We start from the raw sequence: 19,408 nt of genomic DNA on the forward strand, positions 1-19,408 counted from the left end.
CCGGCCAGCCGCCGCAGGCGGGAACGATCGGCGACCGGTGGGGCGGGAGAGGCTGCCATGTGCGTCTTCCTTCGCTTCGCCTTCGACGCTTATCGCGTACTGACTGCTCTTGCAACATATGTGCAACAAGGTCTTCGCGGGCGGTTGCCGGGGCACGGTCGCCCGGGGGAGTCGCGGGGCGGCCCGGGGGATCGGGCCGCGCCGGTCCGTTTTCTTTGCATAAAAGTGCGATGCTGCGTATAGTCATGCCATCGACGAGGAGGATTTCGATGGTGGTATGTGCAGCGGTGGCAGGGGCGAGCGGATACGCCGGCGGGGAGCTGCTCCGTCTTCTGCTGGTCCACCCGGAGGTCGAGATCGGGGCCCTCACCGCGAACTCCAACGCGGGACAGCCGCTCGGGGCGTTGCAGCCGCATCTGCGGCCGCTCGCCGGGCGGGTGCTTCAGCCGACCACGCCCGAGGTTCTCGCCGGGCACGACGTGGTGTTCCTCGCGCTGCCGCACGGGCAGTCCGCCGCCGTGGCGGAGCAGCTCGGTGACGAGGTGCTCGTGGTGGACATGGGGGCCGACTTCCGGCTCAAGGACGCCGCGGACTGGGAGAAGTTCTACGCCTCGCCGCACGCGGGAACCTGGCCGTACGGTCTGCCCGAGCTGCCCGGTGGGCGCGCCGGGCTGGCGGGGAGCAAGCGTATCGCGGTGCCCGGCTGCTACCCCACCGCCGTGTCGCTCGCGCTCTTCCCGGCGTACGCGGCCGGGCTCGCCGAGCCCGAGGCCGTGATCGTCGCCGCGTCGGGGACCTCCGGCGCGGGCAAGGCTGCCAAGCCGCATCTGCTCGGGTCCGAGGTGATGGGCAACATGTCGCCGTACGGCGTCGGCGGCGTCCACCGGCACACACCCGAGATGATCCAGAACCTCAGCGCCGCGGCCGGTGAGCCGGTGACCGTCTCCTTCACGCCGACCCTGGCGCCGATGCCCCGCGGCATCCTCGCCACGTGCAGCGCGAAGGCCAGGCCCGGCGTGAGCGCCGAGGTGCTCCGTACCGCGTACGAGAAGGCCTTCGCGGACGAGCCGTTCGTCGATCTGCTGCCCGAGGGGCAGTGGCCCGCGACCGCCGCCGTGTACGGCTCCAACGCCGTCCAGATCCAGGTCGCGTACGACGAGGCGGCCGGCCGGATCGTCGTCATCAGCGCCATCGACAACCTCGCCAAGGGCACCGCGGGCGGCGCCCTGCAGAGCATGAACATCGCCCTCGGACTTCCCGAGGACACAGGTCTTTCCACGATCGGAGTCGCACCGTGAGCGTCACGGCAGCACAGGGATTCTCGGCGGCGGGCATCGCCGCCGGAATCAAGGACAGCGGTAACCCGGACCTGGCCCTCGTGGTCAACAACGGTCCGCGTCGCGCCGCCGCGGGCGTCTTCACCTCCAACCGTGTCAAGGCCGCCCCCGTCCGCTGGTCGGAGCAGGTCCTCAAGGGCGGCGAGGTTTCCGCCGTCGTCCTCAACTCCGGTGGCGCCAACGCCTGTACGGGACCGCAGGGCTTCCAGGACACCCACGCCACCGCCGAGAAGGCCGCCGAGGTCCTCAAGGGCCACAGCGCCGGTGAGATCGCCGTCGCCTCGACCGGCCTCATCGGTCTGCTGCTGCCCATGGACAAGCTGCTGCCGGGCATCGAGAAGGCCGCGGCGGTCCTGAGCGAGCACGGCGGCGAGAAGGCCGCCATCGCCATCAAGACCACCGACACCGTGCACAAGACGGCCGTCGCCGGCGGTGCGGGCTGGACCGTCGGCGGAATGGCGAAGGGCGCGGGCATGCTCGCGCCCGGCCTCGCCACCATGCTCGTCGTGCTCACCACCGACGCCGACGTGGACGCAGCCGGACTCGACACCGCGCTGCGCGACGCGACCCGCACCACCTTCGACCGGATCGACTCCGACGGCTGCATGTCCACCAACGACACCGTGCTGCTGCTGGCCTCGGGGGCCAGCGGAATCACCCCGGAGCAGGGGGAGTTCGCCGAGGCCGTACGGGCCGTCTGCGACGACCTCGCCCGGCAGCTGATCGGTGACGCGGAAGGCGCCTCCAAGGACATCCGGATCGAGGTCGTCAACGCCGCGACCGAGGACGACGCCGTCGAGGTGGGCCGCTCCATCGCCCGTAACAACCTCCTCAAGTGCGCCATCCACGGCGAGGACCCCAACTGGGGCCGGGTGCTGTCCGCCATCGGCACCACGAAGGCGGCCTACGAGCCCGACGAGCTGAACGTCGCCATCAACGACGTCTGGGTCTGCAAGAACGGCGGAGTCGGCGAGGACCGCGACCTCGTCGACATGCGCTACCGGGAGGTCAGGATCACCGCCGACCTCGCCGCGGGCACCGAGTCGGCCGTCATCTGGGCCAACGACCTCACCGCGGACTACGTCCACGAGAACAGCGCGTACAGCTCATGACCGCCGCGCGGAAGCACACCGCACTCCCGAAGGCGCAGATCCTCATCGAGGCGCTGCCCTGGCTGACCCGGCACAACGGCAGGACCGTCGTCATCAAGTTCGGCGGCAACGCCATGATCGACGAGGAGCTGAAGGCGGCCTTCGCACAGGACGTCGTCTTCCTGCGGCACGCCGGCCTCAAGCCCGTCGTCGTGCACGGCGGCGGCCCGCAGATCAGCGCCCAGCTCGACAAGCAGGGACTGGTCAGCGAGTTCAAGGCCGGGCTGCGCGTCACCACGCCCGAGGCGATGGACGTCGTACGGATGGTGCTCGCCGGACAGGTCCAGCGCGAGCTGGTGGGCCTGCTCAACCAGCACGGGCCACTCGCCGTCGGCATGACCGGCGAGGACGCCCACACCATCACCGCCACCCAGCACCGGCCCGTCATCGACGGCGAGGCCGTCGACATCGGCCGGGTCGGCGAGATCACCGCGATCGACACCGGGGCCATCCAGGCGCTGCTGGACGACGGACGCATCCCGGTCATCTCCTCCATCGCCCGCTCCGCCGACGACGACCACGTCTACAACGTCAACGCCGACACCGCGGCCGCCGCGCTCGCCGCCGCGCTGGACGCCGAGACGCTGATGGTCCTCACCGACGTCGAGGGCCTCTACGAGGACTGGCCCAACAGCGACGACGTGATCAGCCGCCTCACCGCCACCGAGCTGGAGCGGCTCCTGCCGGAGCTCTCCAGCGGAATGGTGCCTAAGATGCAGGGCTGCCTGCACGCCGTGCGCAACGGCGTCGAGACCGCCCGGGTCATCGACGGACGGGTCCAGCACTCGATCCTGCTGGAGATCTTCACCGACGAGGGAATCGGCACGATGGTCGTGCCCGACGCACAGGGGGAAGCATGACCAACGCCGAGCTCTCGCAGCGCTGGAAGGCCGCGCTGATGGACAACTACGGCACCCCGAAGCTGTCCCTCGTCAGCGGATCGGGCGCGTACGTCCAGGACGCCGACGGCACCCGGTACCTCGACTTCGTCGGCGGCATCGCGGTGAACGCGCTGGGCCACGCCCACCCCGCGATCATCGAGGCCGTCTCCACTCAGATCGCCTCCCTCGGCCACGTCTCCAACCTCTTCATCGCCGAACCGCCCGTCGCGCTCGCCGAACGGCTGCTCCAGCTCTTCGGCCGCACCGGGAAGGTCTTCTTCTCCAACTCGGGCGCCGAGGCCAACGAGGCCGCGTTCAAGATCGGCCGGCTGACCGGGCGCGGCCACATGGTCGCCACCGACGGCGCCTTCCACGGCCGCACGATGGGCGCTCTCGCGCTCACCGGCCAGCCGAAGAAGCGCGAGCCCTTCACCCCGCTGCCCGGCGACGTCACCCATGTCCCCTACGGGGACGTCGAGGCGCTGCGGGCCGCGGTGACCACCGGCACCGCGCTGCTCGTCATCGAGCCGATCCAGGGCGAGAACGGCGTGGTCGTCCCGCCCAAGGGCTATCTGGAGGCGGCCCGGGAGATCACCCGGGCCACCGGCACCCTGCTCGTGCTCGACGAGGTGCAGACCGGGATCGGCCGGTGCGGCACCTGGTTCGAGCACCAGGCGCACCAGGGTGTCGAGCCCGACCTCGTCACCCTCGCCAAGGGGCTCGGCGGCGGACTGCCGATCGGCGCCACGGTGGCGTTCGGCGCGGCCGCCGACCTGCTGGAGCCCGGCCAGCACGGCACGACGTTCGGCGGCAACCCGGTCGCCTGCGCCGCCGGTCTCGCGGTCCTGGACACCCTGGCGGCCGACGGCGCGCTGGACAACGTGAAGCGGCTCGGCGAACGGATCCGGGAGGGCGTGGAGGGGCTTGGACACCCCTTGGTCTCCCATGTCCGGGGCTCCGGCCTGCTGCTGGGTATCGTGCTCACCGAGCCCCTCGCACCCCAGGTGCAGCAGGCGGCTCAGGGAGCCGGACTCCTGGTGAACGCACCCGCGCCCGATGTCGTACGGCTGATGCCGCCGCTGATCATCGGTGACGAAGAGGTGGACACGTTCCTCCAGGCGCTTCCCGGCATACTCGACGCGGCATACGGACGATCCGGAGAATGACGTTCCGGAGAATGAGGCGACGACGATGACCGAGGCGCAGGAATCCGAGCACGGCGGGCCGTCCGTGCCGCAGACCCGCACGGCACGCCACCGCCGGATCGTGGACATCCTGAACCGGCTGCCGGTGCGCTCGCAGAGCCAGCTGGCCAAGCTCCTCGCGGACGACGGGCTGAGCGTCACCCAGGCGACGCTCTCCCGGGATCTGGACGAACTGGGTGCGGTGAAGATCCGCAACACCGGCGGCGAGCTGATCTACGCGGTGCCGAGCGAGGGCGGTTTCCGTACCCCGCACGCCCCGCTCGGCGGCTCCGCGAAGGAGGAGCGGATGCGGCGCCTCTCCGCCGAACTGCTCATCTCGGCGGAGGCCTCGGCCAACCTCGTGGTGCTGCGGACGCCTCCGGGCGCCGCCCAGTTCCTCGCCTCGTCCATCGACCAGGCCGAACTGCACGACATCCTCGGCACCATCGCCGGTGACGACACGCTGATGCTGATCAGCCGCGACCCGGCGGGCGGACAGGCGCTCGCCGACCATCTGCTGCGGCTCGCACAGAACGAGCGCTGACGGTCAGTAGCGCGTGATCGCGGTCGGGCCCGAGCGGGTCCCGATCGCGAGGTGCGGACGACGGGCCGGATCGGCCCAGGCCAGGATCCGGTCCATCGCGGCCGCCGGTACGGAGACACAACCGGCGGTCGCACCACGCCCGTTGACGTGCAGGAAGATCCCGGCCCCCCGCCCGCGCACCGGACGGTGGTAGTTGAACCCCACGACGAGCGCACGGGCGTACTGCGCCGGATACGTGATCAGCTGCTCGGCCTCCGACGCCCGGCAGTCGGCGGGGCGCGGCTCCACCCACCGGTTGTACGCCCGCGCCGCGTTGTCCTGACACCACCAGGACCCCTCGTGGACCCGGCGGTAGGGGTAGCGGGTGCCGGGCGGGGCGGCCGCCACCCCGAAGGCGTACGGCAGGTCGTACAGACCGGTGGGCGTGGTGTTCGTGCCCTGCTTACGCGAGGCGCCCTCGGCCAGCCCGTTCGCCCCGAACCTGGCGGGCGCCGATCCCGCCGCCACCCAGCGGCCGGAGCGCAGGTTCCACCAGGTGACCGTGCCCGTGATGGCCCCCGTGGCGGAGGCCTGGGCCGTGATCAGCTGGGAGCCGCCGCCCGTGTCGGCCAGCCGCTGCGGCAGCGGCGGGGCCGCCGGGGGCCGGGCCCCGGTCAGGGCGGCGAGGGCGAGCAGTACCGAACAGGTCACCAGACATCTGCGCATGTCCCGGACCGTAGACCGGCCCGTGCGCCGCCACCCGCCCACCTGCTCCGTACGGCCCAACCGCTCACCGCGCGGGCGGCATGGGGGGCAGCGGGAGCGGCAGCCCCGGCAGCCCGTCGATGCTGGTGGCGATGTGCTCCTTCTTCGCGAAGTAGGCGCTGAGCGAGGCGTCGTCGTCACGTGCGAAGCGCTTGGCGTGCAGCGGCCGGTCCTCGTCGTACGACATGAAGGGGACCGCGTATCCGCAGCTGTCCCGGATCAGTTCGGCCGTCACCACGATGATCGCCCGGAGCCCGTGCCGGGTGTGGTCCACCCCGTCGAACCGTTCGAGCAGCCCGGCGAAGCGGGGATCGTCGCGGAAGACCGGCTCTCCGCGGCCGTGCACCCGCACGATGGTCGGCGGCCCCTGGAAGGCGCACCACATCAGCGTGATCCGGCCGTTCTCGCGGAGGTGCGCCACCGTCTCCGCATTGCTGCCGGCGAAGTCCAGGTACGCCATCCGCAGCTCGTCGAGCAGCACGAAGGAACCGCTGACGCCCTTGGGAGAGAGGTTGACCGTGCCGTCGCCGTCCAGCGGTGCGGTCGCCGTGAAAAAGATGTGCTGTTCCTCGATGAAGGTCCGCAGCCGCCCGTCGATGCGTTCGTATGTCTTTCCCATGGGGGCGATTATCCGCTCCGCCTCCCCCGGCAACGGGGGTTTCCAGCCCGTGGGACAGGCGTGGCAGGCCGGGCGGCAGTACGCACGTTCACCGCCGCCCGGGAAGCCTCGGGAACCGGCTCAGACGACGATGATCCGGCGCCCGCGCGCATGACCGGCCCGGCTGTCGATGTGCGCCGCCGCGGCCTCGGCGAGCGGGTACGCCTTCTCGACCGGGATGTGCAGCTCTCCCCGCGAGATGAGGCCGACGGCCTCGGCGAGCGCATCGGGCACGCTCCCGGCCACGCCGGAGAACCGGACGCCGAACTCCGCCGCCGAGAGATCGGCGATGGAGATCACCTTCCCCGGGTCCCCGGTCAGCGCGACCAGCTCGCGGATCACCCCCGAGCCGGCCAGGTCGAGGGCCGCGTCGACCGGGCCGAGCCGCCGCACCCGCTCGACCCAGCCCTCGCCGTACGTCGTGGCGACGGCACCCAGGCCGCGCAGGTAGTCCTGGTTGGCGGCCCCGGCCGTGCCGATCACCCTGATGCCGCGGGCGCGGGCGATCTGCAGCACCGCCGATCCGACTCCTCCGGACGCGCCGCTGGCCAGCAGCGTCTGTCCGGGCCGCACACCGACCTGTCGGATGACGCGCAGCGCGGTCTCCACCACGGAGGGGTACCCGGCCGCCTCGCCGAACGTCAGCCCCTCGGGCATCAGCGCCCAGGCAGACAGCACGGCGAACTCGGCATAGGTGCTCGAACCCTCGCCGAACACGCGGTCGCCGGCCTCGACCCCTTCGACGCCCGCACCGACCTCGTCCACCACCCCGGAGGCGTCCAGCCCGACTCCTGCGGGCAGCTCGACCGGATGGGCCCCCAGGATCTGGCCCTCACGGATTCTCCAGTCGACGGGATTCACGCCCGCCGCCCGCACGGCGATGCGTATCCGGCCGGGGCCCGCGTGGGGCTCCTCGGCATCTATGAGGTGCAGGACCTCCGGGCCGCCGAACTCGGCGAAGCTCACTTTTCTCATGCGGCCGACCGTAACACTAACGGTTAGCGTTTAAGCACGGTTATTGTTTTGTACCTGATAGTGTCAGGCCATGACCGTGCAGTCCGGACGCCGTGAGCGCAAGAAGGCCGCGACCCGCCAGAAGATCGCTGACACCGCGATGCGGCTCTTCCTGGAGCGGGGGTACGACGCGGTGGGTATCCGTGACGTGGCCGCCGAGGCCGACGTGGCCGTCACCACGCTCTTCTCCCACTTCGCCTCCAAAGAGGCCCTGGTGTTCGAGCGGGACGACGACTTCGAGCAACGCCTCACCGGAGCGGTCACCGACCGTGCGCCGCACGAGCCGCTCATCACCGCGCTGCGCCGCGAGATCCTGGTCCTGGTCCGGCACTGCCGGGCAGACGGCGCCGCCCCGGTCTGGCGCATGGTCGTCGAATCGCCCGCCCTGCGGGAGTACGAGGAGTCCATGAGGCTGCGCCACGCCGAGTCGCTGGCGGCTGCCCTCGCCGCAGACCCCGGCCTGTCGCTGACCCCGACGGCCTGCCGGGCGATCGCGAGGTTCGTGGTCGACACCTATTCGCTGGCCCGCGAGGAAGCCGATCCGGACGCCGCGGTGGACGAGATCTTCCGGATGATCGAGGCGGCCTGGGAGGTCGCCCACTCCTCTCCGCGTGCGTGAGGGGCTTCCCGGGCGCGGGGATGGGGCTTCCGGGCCCGCCCTCACCTGCAACTTTGACAAACCATACAGAGGAACGCATAGTTATACCTGTCAGTGATCGCACCGTGAGGAGAAACCCGTGACCGAGCGCGTCGTACTCGCCTACTCGGGCGGCCTGGACACCTCCGTCGCCATCGGCTGGATCGCCGAGGAGACGGGCGCCGAGGTCATCGCCGTCGCGGTGGACGTCGGCCAGGGCGGCGAGGACCTGGACGTCATCCGCAAGCGCGCGCTCGCCTGCGGTGCGGTCGAGGCCGAGGTCGCCGACGCGAAGGACGAGTTCGCCCAGGAGTACTGCCTCCCGGCGATCAAGGCCAACGCCCTCTACATGGACCGCTACCCGCTGGTCTCGGCGCTCTCCCGGCCGGCCATCGTCAAGCACCTGGTGGCCGCCGCCCACAAGCACGGCGCGAGCGTCGTCGCCCACGGCTGCACCGGCAAGGGCAACGACCAGGTCCGCTTCGAGGCCGGCATCTCCGCGCTCGGCCCCGACCTGAAGTGCATCGCCCCGGTCCGCGACTACGCGATGACCCGGGACAAGGCGATCGCCTTCTGCGAGGAGAAGAACCTCCCGATCGCGACCACCAAGAAGTCCCCGTACTCCATCGACCAGAACGTCTTCGGGCGCGCGGTCGAGACGGGCTTCCTGGAGGACATCTGGAACGCGCCGATCGAGGACATCTACGAGTACACCGCGGACCCGGCCGCCCCGCGCGAGGCCGACGAGGTCGTCATCTCCTTCAAGGAGGGGGTGCCGGTCGCCCTCGACGGCAGGCCCGTCACCGTGCTCCAGGCCATCCAGCAGCTCAACGAGCGGGCCGGCGGCCAGGGCATCGGCCGGATCGACATGGTCGAGGACCGGCTCGTGGGCATCAAGTCCCGTGAGGTGTACGAGGCACCGGGCGCGATCGCACTGATCACCGCCCACCAGGAGCTGGAGAACGTCACCGTCGAGCGCGAACTGGCCCGCTACAAGCGGCAGGTCGAGCAGCGCTGGGGCGAGATGGTCTACGACGGCCTGTGGTTCTCCCCGCTCAAGCGCGCCCTGGACGGCTTCATCAACGAGGCCAACCAGCACGTCACCGGCGACATCCGGATGACCCTGCACGCCGGCGGCGCCGTCGTCACCGGCCGCCGGTCCAGCGAGTCGCTGTACGACTTCAACCTCGCCACCTACGACTCCGGCGACACCTTCGACCAGTCCAAGGCACAGGGCTTCATCGAGATCTTCGGCCTCTCGTCGAAGATCGCCGCCAAGCGTGACCTGGCCTGACCCCTCCCCGTTACGTCACCGCCTCCCCGGCCGTCCGCGCGGGGAGGCGGTCGCACATCCAACCCCCTTGTTCTTCCGAGGAGCACGCAGTGAGCAACGGCAACGGCAACAGCGACGTACGCCTCTGGGGCGCCCGGTTCGCCGACGGTCCGGCCGAGGCGCTGGCCAAGCTGTCCGCGTCCGTCCACTTCGACTGGCGCCTCGCGCCGTACGACATCGCCGGCTCCCGCGCCCACGCACGCGTACTCAACAAGGCGGGCCTGCTCACCGAGGACGAGCTGAAGCGGATGACCGCCGGCCTCGACCAGCTGGAGGCGGACGTCGCCGACGGCTCGTTCACCGGCACCGTCGCCGACGAGGACGTCCACACCGCCCTTGAGCGCGGTCTGCTGGAGCGGCTCGGCCCCGACCTCGGCGGCAAGCTGCGGGCCGGACGCTCCCGCAACGACCAGATCGCCACGCTCTTCCGGATGTACCTGCGCGACCACGCCCGGATCATCGGCGGTCTCGTCGCCGAGCTGCAGGACGCCCTGGTCGGCCTCGCCGAGGCCCACCCGGATGTGGCCATGCCCGGCCGCACGCACCTCCAGCACGCCCAGCCCGTGCTCTTCGCCCACCACATCCTGGCCCATGTGCAGCCCCTGTCCAGGGATGCCGAGCGGCTGCGCCAGTGGGACGAGCGGACCGCCGTCTCGCCGTACGGTTCGGGCGCCCTGGCCGGTTCGTCGCTCGGCCTCGACCCGGAGGCGGTCGCGGCCGATCTCGGCTTCGAGCGCGGTTCGGTGGCCAACTCCATCGACGGCACGGCCTCGCGGGACTTCGTCGCGGAGTTCGCGTTCATCACCGCGATGATCGGCATCAACCTCTCCCGGATCGCCGAGGAGATCATCATCTGGAACACGAAGGAGTTCTCCTTCGTCACCCTCCACGACGCCTTCTCCACCGGCTCCTCGATCATGCCGCAGAAGAAGAACCCCGACATCGCGGAACTGGCGCGGGGCAAGTCCGGACGGCTCATCGGCAACCTCACCGGGCTGATGGCCACGCTGAAGGCCCTGCCGCTCGCGTACAACCGCGACCTCCAGGAGGACAAGGAGCCGGTCTTCGACTCCTGCGACCAGCTCGAAGTCCTGCTGCCCGCCTTCACCGGCATGATGGCCACGCTCACCGTCAACCGCGAGCGCATGGAGGAGCTGGCCCCGGCCGGCTTCTCGCTCGCCACCGACATCGCCGAGTGGCTGGTCAAGCAGGGCGTGCCCTTCCGCGTCGCCCACGAGGTCGCCGGCAGCTGCGTCAAGGAGTGCGAGCTGCACGGCATCGAGCTCGACGAGCTGACCGACGAGCAGTTCGCGAAGATCTCCGAGCACCTCACCCCCGAGGTCCGCACGGTCCTCGACGTGGCCGGCGCACTGGCCTCCCGCAACGCCCGCGGCGGCACGGCACCCTCCGCGGTCGCCGTACAGCTCGCCGAGGTCAAGGCCGATCTCGCGACGCAGCACGCCTGGGCGACCGCCCGCCGGTAGCCGGACGGCATCGCGGGCTACGTTGGGTCATGGGGCCTGTCCGGACCAGGTCCGGGCAGGCCCCATGACCTGCGCGGCGGACCGGGGCCGGACGGACCCGGCCGCGTTCCCCACCGACCACGAGGAGCCCGCGATGCCCTTCGCCCGACTGGCCAGCACCACCACCCCGACCGCCCACATCGGGCTCGGCCTGGCAGCGGTCGGCAGGCCCGGCTACATCAATCTCCACCGTGACCGCGACCTGCCCGACGAGCGCACCGCCGACGCGCTGCGCTCCCGTACCCACGAACTGCTCGACGCCGCCTACGCACAGGGCGTCCGCTACTTCGACGCGGCCCGCTCCTACGGCCGCTCCGAGGAGTTCCTCGCCGACTGGCTGAAGGCCCGGCCCGAGGTGCGCGACGTCGTCATCGGGAGCAAGTGGGGCTACACCTACACCGCCGACTGGAACGTCGACGCCGAGGCGCACGAGGTCAAGGACCACAGCCTCGCCGCCTACGAGCGCCAGCGCGCCGAGACCGCCGAGCTGCTCGGCGACCGGCTCGACCTCTACCAGATCCACTCCGTCACCGCGGACAGCCCGGCCCTGACGGACAAGGAGCTGCACGCCCGCCTCGCCGCGCTCGCCGCCGAAGGAGTCAGCGTCGGCCTCTCCACCAGCGGGCCCGCGCAGGCCGACGCGATCCGGGCCGCCCTCACCGTCACGGTCGACGGCGAGCCCCTCTTCCGTACCGTCCAGGCCACCTACAACGCGCTGGAGACCTCGGCCGGACCGGCACTGGCCGACGCCCACGCCGCCGGACTCACCGTGATCGTCAAGGAGGCCATGGCCAACGGCCGGCTCGCGGGCACGGAGGCCCCCGCCGCGGTGCGGGAGATCGCCACCGAGGAGGGGCTCGGCAGCGACGCGGTGGCCCTGGCGCTGGTGCTCCACCAGCCGTGGGCCGGGGTCGTGCTCTCCGGCGCGGCGACCGTCGGCCAGCTCGCCGGCAACCTCCACGCGGCCGCCCTCGACCTCGACGAGGAGCGGCGCGCCCGGCTGGACGCACTGGTGGAGGAGCCGGAGGCGTACTGGAGGCACCGCGCGTCGCTGCCCTGGAGCTGAGCCGCCCCGGCCGGGAGCGGACGTACGTCCGCTCCCGTGTCAGGGGCTGGTGAGGATGACGAGCTGCTGCGTCGCCCGGGTCATCGCGACATAGCGGTCGACCGCTCCTTCGATGCCCTCGCCGAACGTCTCCGGGTCGATGAGGACGACCAGGTCGAATTCGAGCCCCTTGGTCAGCTCCGGGGCCAGCGACCGGACGCGGGGCGTCGAGCGGAACGTGGGATCGCCGACGACGCAGGCGATCCCGTCGGTGTGTGCGGCGAGCCAGGTGTCCAGCACCGAGCCCAGGTCCGCGGCCGATCCGTGCACGACGGGGAGCCCGCTGCTGCGGACGGAGGCCGGGACGTTGGCGTCCGGGAGCACGGCCCGGATGACCGGCTCGGCCTCCGCCATGATCTCCTCCGGCGTCCGGTAGTTGATGCTCAGGGAGGCCAGGTTGATCCGGTCGAGCCCGATCCGCCTCAGCCGTTCCTGCCACGACTCGGTGAACCCGTGCCGGGCCTGGGCACGGTCCCCGACGATGGTGAAGCTCCCGGACGGGCACCGGATCAGCAGCATCTGCCACTCCGCGTCGGTCAGTTCCTGGGCCTCGTCCACGACGATGTGCGCGAACGGGCCGGCGAGCAGGTCCGGTTCGGTGCCGGGCACTGCGCTGTCGTCGACCAGGGCCTCCTGAAGGTCCTTCCCGTGCAGCATCGTCACCGCGCCCTCGCCGTCGTCGTCGGCCTGCAACAGGGTGTCGATGACCTTGTCCATGTGCTCGCGGTCGGCGGCGAGCGCCGCCTGGTGCCGACGGCTGCGCCGGGACGCCTCCGGGTCGCCCAGCCGTTGCCGCGCCGCGTCCAGGTACGGCAGATCGGACACCGTCCAGGCCTGGGGGTCCGCCCGCTGGAGCCGCGCCACCTCGTCGGGGCTGAGCCAGGGGGCGCATCTGCGCAGGTAGGCGGGGACCGACCACAGGTCCCCGACGACGTCGGCCGCCTCAAGGAGCGGCCACGCGCGGTCGAAGGTCGTGAGCAGCTCCCGGTTCTTCAGCAGCGACTTGCGCAGCACCTCGTCCGAGACGTCGCCCTCGTGCTTGTCGACCAGGATCGTGAGCAGCTCCTCCCGGACCTGGTCGCGCGCCTCGTTGTGCGGAGTGCCGGGTTCCGCCGCGTCGAACGCCACGGCCCAGTCGCCGGCGCTCAGCTGGATGTCGGACCAGTGGGTCGTGACCGTCATCCCCTTGACGGGCGGCTCCTCGTAGAACCTGGCGGCCGCGTCGACCGCCGCCACCAGACTCCTGGAGGACTTCAGGCGGGCCACCTCGGGGTCGGCCTCGGCCCCCGCCTCGGCCCCTTCGCGCACGAGGTCCCGCAGGGTGCAGGTCTGCACGCCCTCCTCTCCGAGGCTGGGCAGGACGTCGGCGACGTAGCCCAGGTAGGGCTGGTGCGGACCGACGAACAGCACGCCGCCCCGGCGGTGACCGAGACGGGGGTCGGAGTACAGGAGGTAGGCGGAGCGGTGCAGGGCGACGACGGTCTTGCCCGTACCGGGGCCCCCGTCGACGACGAGAGCGCCGCGGGACCCCGCGCGGATGATGGCGTCCTGGTCGGCCTGGATGGTGCCCAGTACGTCCCGCATCCGGGCCGACCGGTTGCTGCCCAGGCTGGCGATGAAGGCGGACTGGTCGTCGAGCGCGGCGTGCCCGGCGAACCCCTCGGGGGTGAACACCTCGTCCCAGTAGTCGCTGATCCGGCCGCGGGTCCAGCGGTACCTGCGGCGGCTCGCCAGCCCCATCGGGTTGGCGTGGGTGGCTCCGAAGAACGGTTCGGCCGCGGGGGAGCGCCAGTCGATGAGCAGCCGGCGGCCCGAGCTGTCCGTGAGGCCGAGCCGTCCGATGTACAGGGGCTCGGGGTCGTCCGCCGCGACCATGTGCCCGAGGCAGAGGTCCAGGCCGAAGCGGCGCAGCGCGCGCAGCCGGGCGGTCAGCCGGTGGATCTCCACGTCCCGGTCCATCGCCTGCCGTCCCGCACCGCCGGGCGTCCTGCGCTCGGTGGCCAGGCGCTCGGTCAGCTCGGCGATCGACTCGTCGAGGCACTGTGCGATGGCCGCGAAGTGCTCTTCGTCGCCGGCGATCAGTGCCGGGTCGGCCTTGGAGGAGAGGCGGTCGGGAAGGTCGAACGCGCTGGTGGTCAGGGGGTTCACGTCATCAGCTCCGATCTGGGGCCGCTTGCAGTCGATGCGCGCAGCAGGGCGCCTGGACCGGCGCGACGTGCCTGGTGGCCGTGACGGGCAGAGCTCCGTCCGGCGTGGACGCCGTGGCTGGTCGCGGTTCAGGTCGCCAGGGTTTACGGGTTCTCGGGTACCTGGTCCTGGCTCGGTGGGTCCGGGCGGTTCACCCGGACCCGGGCCGGGGGCGCGGCGGCCTCCGGGAGCGCCGTCCGGGCAGGCCGGTGGCGGGCACGGCCGCGTACCGGGGCAGCCGGGACGGCGGCGGGGCGCTCAGCCGCGCCTGCGCGGCGACTGCCCGCAACCGCCCCGCGGGTCCCGGCAGCGGTCCGACGTCCCCGCGCGACCCATCGGCCGGCAACAGCACACGCACTTCTTGACTCACCCATCTCCGCAAAATTCTGGCCTCGGCCGATGATTCTGCGCCATGACCCGGGTCTTGCCGCAAGCCCCCCCATGCGCTATAAGTTAAAAGTGGCAAGGAGTGGGTTCGTGCTCACGACCCTCCGGCCGGAGCCCGGCACACCCGGGGCTGACCGCCACGATACGGCCCCGCCGACGGCTCTCCTCCCGCCCGGCGCGAGAGCCGGACGATCGGGACCAATTCACTCACCGCGCGAGCGGAATCCGCGTGCCCGCCGGCCGGGCTCCGCTGGGAGAGATCTATCGGCCACCCGATTGAGACGTTGATGTCTCACGTGGGCTATTCTCGTCTCATGACTCTCGATCGTGAGCAGGTGCTGCGCAGCGCCGCCGCCCTGCTGACCCGCAAATCGACCGCCACCATGGACGAGGTCGCCAAGGCCGCGGGCATCGGCCGCGCCACCCTGCACCGGCACTTTGCCGGGCGGGACGCCCTGGTCAGGGCGCTGGAGAACCTGGGAATCCAGGAGTTCGAGGCAGCGCTCGACGCCGCCGAGCTCGACCGGGGCACCTCGCAGGAGGCGCTGCGCCGCTTCGTCGCGGCCGTCGAACCGAGCGCCGGGCTCCTCTCCTTCCTCGTGTCCGAGAACCAGCTCTTCGAGGGCGATGAGCTGAACGACGGCTGGGACCGGCTGGACGCCCGCGTCTCCGCCTTCTTCCGGCGCGGCCAGGAGCGCGGCGAATTCCGGATCGACCTGACCCCCGCCTGGCTGACGGAGGCCCTCTACGGGCTCATCGGCACCGGTGCCTGGGCCGTCCAGGCGGGCCGGGTGGCCGCACAGGACTTCCAGTACATGATCGTCGAGTTGCTGCTCGGCGGCGCACGCCGGAGCGTGGAGAAATGAGCAGCGTCGAACAGCACCTGGAGCCCCCGACGGAGCTGCGCCGCCCCGGGCGGTGGATCGCGCTGTCCGTGCTCGTGCTCGCGGTGCTGCTGGTGGCCGTCGACGCCACCGTGCTCGGCCTCGCCACCCCGTTCCTCACCGAGGACCTCAAGCCGTCCGGCACCCAGCTGCTCTGGATCGGTGACGTCTACTCCTTCGTCATCGCCGGACTCCTGGTCTCCATGGGCAGCCTCGGTGACCGCATCGGCCGCAAGAAGCTGCTGCTCTGCGGAGCCACCGCCTTCGGCGCGGTCTCGGTGCTCAACGCCTACGCGTCGACGCCGGAGATGATGATCGTGGCGCGGGCCCTGCTGGGTGTCGCCGGCGCCACTCTGATGCCGTCCACCCTCGCCCTGATCCGCAACCTCTTCCACGACGCGCGCGAGCGCAGCCTCGCCATCGGCATCTGGGGGGCGATGGCCTCGGCCGGTGCGGCGGTCGGCCCCGTCGTCGGCGGCTTCCTCCTGGAGCACTTCTGGTGGGGCTCGGTCTTCCTGATCAACCTGCCGGTCATGGCCGTGCTCGTCGTGATCGGGATCAAGCTGATCCCCGAGTCGAAGAACCCCGCGCCCGGACCGTGGGACATGATCAGCGTCGGCCTCTCGCTCGTCGGCATGATCGGAGTCGTGTACGCCATCAAGGAGCTGGCGGCGCGCGGCGGGAGCTGGCCGGTCGCGCTCGCGGGCATCGGGGGAGTGGCCGCGCTCGTCTGGTTCGTACGCCGGCAGTTCCGGCTCCCCGCACCCCTGCTGGACATGCGGCTCTTCCGCCACCGGGGCTTCTCCGGCGCCGTGCTCGCAGACCTGCTGACCATCCTCGGCCTGTCCGGCCTGGTCTTCTTCCTCTCCCAGTTCCTGCAACTGGTCCAGGGGCGCGGACCGCTGGAGGCGGGCCTCGCCGAACTGCCCGCGGCCGTCGGCGCGGTCACCGCGGGCCTGCTGGCCGGAGTCACCGCCCGCCGGTTCTCGGTGCGGTACGTGGTCTCGGGGGGCCTCGCGGCGATCGGCCTGTCGCTGGCCGCGGTCGCCGCGATCCACAAGGACACCGCGTATCCGCTGATCGGCGCCCTCCTCCTGGTCGTGGGCGTGGGCGCGGGTTTCGCCTTCACGGTGACGTCCGACGTGATCCTCTCCAGCGTCCCGAAGGAGCACGCGGGCTCCGCGTCCGCGGTCTCCGAGACGGCGTACGAGCTCGGCGCCGCTCTCGGCATCGCCCTGCTCGGCTCCATCGTCACCGGGGTCTACCAGGACTTCGCCACTCCGGCGGGGGTGCCGGCCGCCACCTCGTCGGCCGCCCACGAATCGCTGGGAGGAGCCGTCGAAGCGGCCAAGACGCTCACGGGACAGCAGGGGACCGCCCTGGTCTCCGCCGCCCAGGAGGCGTTCGTCGACGGCCTGCGGCTCGCCTCGGTCTTCGGTGCCGCCGTCCTTCTGGCGACGGCGGTCGCGGCGTGGTTCCTGCTGCGCGGCCAGGAGCTGGAGGACGGCATCGTGCACGAATAGTTCTGGCTGAGGAGGCCCGTCCGTCTCGCGTGGTCCGGACGGGTGGAACGGATACGGGCGAGGGCCCGTACCCCCAACCGGGGTACGGGCCCTCGTCCGTATCCGTGACGCGGCGCCGCGCGTCGGCTCAGGCGGCCTTTGCCTTCGTCGCGTACATGTCGACATACTCCTGGCCGGACAGCCGCATCACCTCGGCCATCACGGAGTCCGTCACCGCCCGCAGCACATAGCGGTCGCGGTCCATGCCCTCGTAACGCGAGAACTCCATCGGCTCACCGAAGCGGACCGTGACCTTGCCCGGCCGGGGGACACCGGAGCCGCCCGGCTGGAGCTTGTCCGTACCGATCATCGCGAACGGCACGACCGGCGCACCCGTCATCAGCGTCAGCCGCGCGATGCCCGTACGGCCCCGGTAGAGGCGGCCGTCGGGGGAGCGGGTCCCCTCCGGGTAGATCGCGAAGGCCTTGCCCTCCTCCAGCACCCGGCGGCCCGTCATCAGCGCCGCGACACCACCGCGGCCGCCGTCCCGGTCCACCGGGATCATGCCGACGCCCGTGAAGAACCAGGCCATCAGACGGCCCTTGAGGCCCTTGCCCGTGACGTACTCGTCCTTGCCGATGAAGAACACCGGCCGGTCGCAGCAGATGGGCATGATCATCGAGTCGATGAACGTGAGGTGGTTTCCCGCCAGGATCACCGGCCCGGATCCCGGAATGTTCTCGATGCCTTCCATCCGCGGCCGGAACATCAGGCGCAGGATCGGTCCGAGCACTGCCTTGATGAGTGCGAGTCGGGACAACGGTTCCTCCGGTGTAGTGGCCGGGCCGGCCGAGCGACGGATTGAGCGGTCCATGCAGGTGAGGACGATACTCGCGGGTACTCGCTGATCGCACATCGGGTTCACGCAGCGGATACACGCTGTTGACGTGTGTTTGCGCCATGTTGGCCCAGATGCCGCCGTCCGGACCGCGGCGCTGCCTACGCTCGGGCCTCGCTCCACAGGTGCCGGACATCATATGCGAGGAGTATTCATGACAGAGCGTGCACAGGCCATTCCCGGACGGCGGACCGTCATGGGCGCGGGAGCCGCCGTACTCGGTACCGCGGCCATCGGCCTGACCGGGGGAACGGCACGGGCCGCCGGGAACACCGCGGAACGCTCCGGTGGCCACGGCGGCGGCCCCGGACACCGCCTCGACCTGCCGGTGCCGACCGTCATCGGACACCGGGGCACCAGCGGATACCGCCCCGAGCACACCCTCGGCTCGTACCGGCTGGCCCTCGACATGGGCGCGCACATCATCGAGCAGGACGTGGTGCCCACCAGGGACGGCCACCTCGTCTGCCGTCACGAGAACGACATCACCGCCACCACCGACGTCTCCGCCCACCCCGAGTTCGCGAGCCGCAGGACCACGAAGACGATCGACGGCATCGCGCTCACCGGCTGGTTCACCGAGGACTTCACCCTCGCCGAACTGAAGACGCTGCGCGCCAAGGAGCGCATCCCGGGCAACCGCCAGAAGAACACGCTGTACGACGGACGCTGGGAGATCCCCACCTTCGAGGAGGTCCTGCGCTGGGCCGACCGCGAGGGCCGCAGGCGCGGGAAGCCGGTCTGGCTGTACGTCGAGACCAAGCACCCCACCTACTTCCGCGGCCTCGGCCTCGGCCTGGAGGAACGGCTCGTCAAGCTGCTGCGCCGCTACGACCGCCACCGCGCCCAGTCGCCGCTGATCCTCCAGTCCTTCGAACCCAGCAGCATCCAGCGGCTGTCGAAGCTCGTCGCCACTCCGCGCGTCGTCCTCCTCTCGGACGCCGGGACCCAGCCCTGGGACTTCACGGCGACCGGAGACCCGCGCACCACCGACGACCTGGTGAAGCCCGCCGGCCTGAAGTGGATGGCGTCCTTCGCCCAGGGCATCGGCCCCACCCTGGACCTGATCATCCCCAAGGACGGCTCCGGCGGGCTCACCGAACCCACCACCCTGGTACGCGACGCGCACGCCCAGGGGCTGATCCTGCACCCCTACACGATGCGCAACGAGAACACCTTCCTGCCCGCCGGCTTCCGGCGCGGCAGCGACCCCAACGCCTACGGGGACGCGTTCGGCGCCTTCGCCACGTACTTCGCGACGGGCATCGACGGGATCTTCTCCGACAACCCGGACACGGCGCTGCTCGCGGCGGCGGACTTCACGGGCAAGTAGCGGGCCCGCCCCGGCCGATGGCCGCCGGCGGCACGGGCCCGTCAGCACCCGGCCGGGCGTGCCCCGGTCGGGTGGTGCCCGACCGGTTCGGCCACCGGCCGGCCCG

17 protein-coding genes are annotated in these 19,408 nt (G+C 71.3%); 12 read left to right on the top strand and 5 right to left on the bottom strand.

Going from position 1 to position 19,408, the window contains the following annotated elements; all coding sequences use genetic code 11:
• The first annotated feature begins 269 nt into the window (after positions 1–269).
• From argC to ACZ6S6_RS20290, 5 genes are read left to right on the top strand one after another with little or no spacing between them, the layout of a single operon-like run.
• Positions 270–1,298 carry an N-acetyl-gamma-glutamyl-phosphate reductase gene (argC, locus tag ACZ6S6_RS20270; RefSeq protein WP_469706431.1) on the top strand — a complete coding sequence of 343 codons (1,029 nt, stop codon included), beginning with the start codon at positions 270–272 and terminating at the stop codon, positions 1,296–1,298.
• Positions 1,295–2,449 (top strand): bifunctional glutamate N-acetyltransferase/amino-acid acetyltransferase ArgJ, encoded by a 1,155-nt coding sequence (gene argJ, locus ACZ6S6_RS20275; protein WP_469706432.1) that lies wholly within the window; start codon positions 1,295–1,297, stop codon positions 2,447–2,449. The genes argC and argJ overlap by 4 nt, the downstream gene beginning before the upstream one ends.
• Positions 2,446–3,348, top strand: coding sequence for an acetylglutamate kinase (gene argB, locus ACZ6S6_RS20280; RefSeq protein WP_362963286.1), 903 nt, complete (start codon positions 2,446–2,448; stop codon positions 3,346–3,348). The genes argJ and argB overlap by 4 nt, the downstream gene beginning before the upstream one ends.
• Positions 3,345–4,535 carry an acetylornithine transaminase gene (locus ACZ6S6_RS20285; protein WP_362963289.1) on the top strand — a complete coding sequence of 397 codons (1,191 nt, stop codon included), beginning with the start codon at positions 3,345–3,347 and terminating at the stop codon, positions 4,533–4,535. Before argB ends, ACZ6S6_RS20285 begins: the two co-directional genes overlap by 4 nt.
• A 25-nt stretch (positions 4,536–4,560) precedes the next feature.
• Positions 4,561–5,097 carry an arginine repressor gene (locus ACZ6S6_RS20290; RefSeq protein ID WP_362963291.1) on the top strand — a complete coding sequence of 179 codons (537 nt, stop codon included), beginning with the start codon at positions 4,561–4,563 and terminating at the stop codon, positions 5,095–5,097.
• Positions 5,098–5,100: 3 nt separating this feature from the next.
• Here the strand turns inward: ACZ6S6_RS20290 and ACZ6S6_RS20295 are convergent, their stop codons facing one another.
• The 3 genes from ACZ6S6_RS20295 to ACZ6S6_RS20305 all read right to left on the bottom strand — a co-directional run bounded on the left by ACZ6S6_RS20295 (position 5,101) and on the right by ACZ6S6_RS20305 (position 7,474).
• Entirely contained in the window at positions 5,101–5,802 is a 702-nt protein-coding gene (locus ACZ6S6_RS20295) for a L,D-transpeptidase family protein (protein ID WP_469706433.1), read from the bottom strand.
• A 64-nt stretch (positions 5,803–5,866) separates the two neighbouring features.
• A complete protein-coding gene (locus ACZ6S6_RS20300; protein ID WP_362963295.1) occupies positions 5,867–6,460 on the bottom strand; it encodes a pyridoxamine 5'-phosphate oxidase family protein in 594 nt (197 codons plus the stop codon).
• A 120-nt stretch (positions 6,461–6,580) separates the two neighbouring features.
• On the bottom strand, positions 6,581–7,474 hold the full coding sequence (locus ACZ6S6_RS20305) for an NADP-dependent oxidoreductase (RefSeq protein WP_362963297.1): 894 nt from the start codon (positions 7,472–7,474) through the stop codon (positions 6,581–6,583).
• A 70-nt stretch (positions 7,475–7,544) separates the two neighbouring features.
• On the opposite strand from ACZ6S6_RS20305, the gene ACZ6S6_RS20310 reads away from it, so the two are divergent.
• The 4 genes from ACZ6S6_RS20310 (at position 7,545) to ACZ6S6_RS20325 (ending at position 12,072) form a co-directional block, all read left to right on the top strand.
• A complete protein-coding gene (locus ACZ6S6_RS20310) occupies positions 7,545–8,132 on the top strand; it encodes a TetR/AcrR family transcriptional regulator (protein WP_362963299.1) in 588 nt (195 codons plus the stop codon).
• 118 nt (positions 8,133–8,250) lie between these two features.
• Positions 8,251–9,444: an argininosuccinate synthase gene (locus tag ACZ6S6_RS20315; protein ID WP_469706436.1), complete on the top strand. Its 1,194-nt coding sequence runs from the start codon at positions 8,251–8,253 to the stop codon at positions 9,442–9,444.
• 89 nt (positions 9,445–9,533) lie between these two features.
• Complete coding sequence (argH, locus tag ACZ6S6_RS20320; RefSeq protein ID WP_362963304.1) at positions 9,534–10,967, top strand: argininosuccinate lyase; 1,434 nt, start codon at positions 9,534–9,536, stop codon at positions 10,965–10,967.
• A 133-nt stretch (positions 10,968–11,100) separates the two neighbouring features.
• Positions 11,101–12,072 carry an aldo/keto reductase gene (locus ACZ6S6_RS20325; RefSeq protein WP_362963368.1) on the top strand — a complete coding sequence of 324 codons (972 nt, stop codon included), beginning with the start codon at positions 11,101–11,103 and terminating at the stop codon, positions 12,070–12,072.
• A 39-nt stretch (positions 12,073–12,111) separates the two neighbouring features.
• Here the strand turns inward: ACZ6S6_RS20325 and helR are convergent, their stop codons facing one another.
• The gene (gene helR, locus ACZ6S6_RS20330; RefSeq protein ID WP_469706438.1) at positions 12,112–14,259 is read right to left on the bottom strand and encodes an RNA polymerase recycling motor ATPase HelR; all 2,148 of its coding nucleotides are present in this window, start codon (positions 14,257–14,259) and stop codon (positions 12,112–12,114) included.
• Between the two features lie 740 nt (positions 14,260–14,999).
• Between helR and ACZ6S6_RS20335 the strand changes: the two genes are divergently transcribed.
• Complete coding sequence (locus tag ACZ6S6_RS20335; RefSeq protein ID WP_362963308.1) at positions 15,000–15,551, top strand: TetR/AcrR family transcriptional regulator; 552 nt, start codon at positions 15,000–15,002, stop codon at positions 15,549–15,551.
• Complete coding sequence (locus ACZ6S6_RS20340; protein WP_362963310.1) at positions 15,548–17,092, top strand: MFS transporter; 1,545 nt, start codon at positions 15,548–15,550, stop codon at positions 17,090–17,092. The genes ACZ6S6_RS20335 and ACZ6S6_RS20340 overlap by 4 nt, the downstream gene beginning before the upstream one ends.
• A 127-nt stretch (positions 17,093–17,219) precedes the next feature.
• On the opposite strand, the gene ACZ6S6_RS20345 is transcribed toward ACZ6S6_RS20340, so the two are convergent.
• Positions 17,220–17,891 carry a lysophospholipid acyltransferase family protein gene (locus tag ACZ6S6_RS20345; RefSeq protein ID WP_326596145.1) on the bottom strand — a complete coding sequence of 224 codons (672 nt, stop codon included), beginning with the start codon at positions 17,889–17,891 and terminating at the stop codon, positions 17,220–17,222.
• 232 nt (positions 17,892–18,123) lie between these two features.
• Between ACZ6S6_RS20345 and ACZ6S6_RS20350 the strand changes: the two genes are divergently transcribed.
• Positions 18,124–19,302 (top strand): glycerophosphodiester phosphodiesterase, encoded by a 1,179-nt coding sequence (locus ACZ6S6_RS20350; protein ID WP_469706440.1) that lies wholly within the window; start codon positions 18,124–18,126, stop codon positions 19,300–19,302.
• Positions 19,303–19,408: the final 106 nt, after the last annotated feature.

The organism is Streptomyces sp. NPDC048671 (assembly GCF_055587045.1).

What these genes read in the sequence shown, in the direction of transcription:
- ACZ6S6_RS20325 (WP_362963368.1), top strand. Translation starts at nt 11,101, where the DNA reads ATGCCCTTCGCCCGACTGGCCAGCACCACCACCCCGACCGCCCACATC.
- ACZ6S6_RS20295 (WP_469706433.1), bottom strand. Translation starts at nt 5,802, where the DNA reads ATGCGCAGATGTCTGGTGACCTGTTCGGTACTGCTCGCCCTCGCCGCC.
- ACZ6S6_RS20305 (WP_362963297.1), bottom strand. Translation starts at nt 7,474, where the DNA reads ATGAGAAAAGTGAGCTTCGCCGAGTTCGGCGGCCCGGAGGTCCTGCAC.
- ACZ6S6_RS20335 (WP_362963308.1), top strand. Translation starts at nt 15,000, where the DNA reads ATGACTCTCGATCGTGAGCAGGTGCTGCGCAGCGCCGCCGCCCTGCTG.
- ACZ6S6_RS20350 (WP_469706440.1), top strand. Translation starts at nt 18,124, where the DNA reads ATGACAGAGCGTGCACAGGCCATTCCCGGACGGCGGACCGTCATGGGC.
- ACZ6S6_RS20290 (WP_362963291.1), top strand. Translation starts at nt 4,561, where the DNA reads ATGACCGAGGCGCAGGAATCCGAGCACGGCGGGCCGTCCGTGCCGCAG.
- ACZ6S6_RS20340 (WP_362963310.1), top strand. Translation starts at nt 15,548, where the DNA reads ATGAGCAGCGTCGAACAGCACCTGGAGCCCCCGACGGAGCTGCGCCGC.
- ACZ6S6_RS20310 (WP_362963299.1), top strand. Translation starts at nt 7,545, where the DNA reads ATGACCGTGCAGTCCGGACGCCGTGAGCGCAAGAAGGCCGCGACCCGC.
- ACZ6S6_RS20300 (WP_362963295.1), bottom strand. Translation starts at nt 6,460, where the DNA reads ATGGGAAAGACATACGAACGCATCGACGGGCGGCTGCGGACCTTCATC.
- argB (WP_362963286.1), top strand. Translation starts at nt 2,446, where the DNA reads ATGACCGCCGCGCGGAAGCACACCGCACTCCCGAAGGCGCAGATCCTC.
- argC (WP_469706431.1), top strand. Translation starts at nt 270, where the DNA reads ATGGTGGTATGTGCAGCGGTGGCAGGGGCGAGCGGATACGCCGGCGGG.
- ACZ6S6_RS20285 (WP_362963289.1), top strand. Translation starts at nt 3,345, where the DNA reads ATGACCAACGCCGAGCTCTCGCAGCGCTGGAAGGCCGCGCTGATGGAC.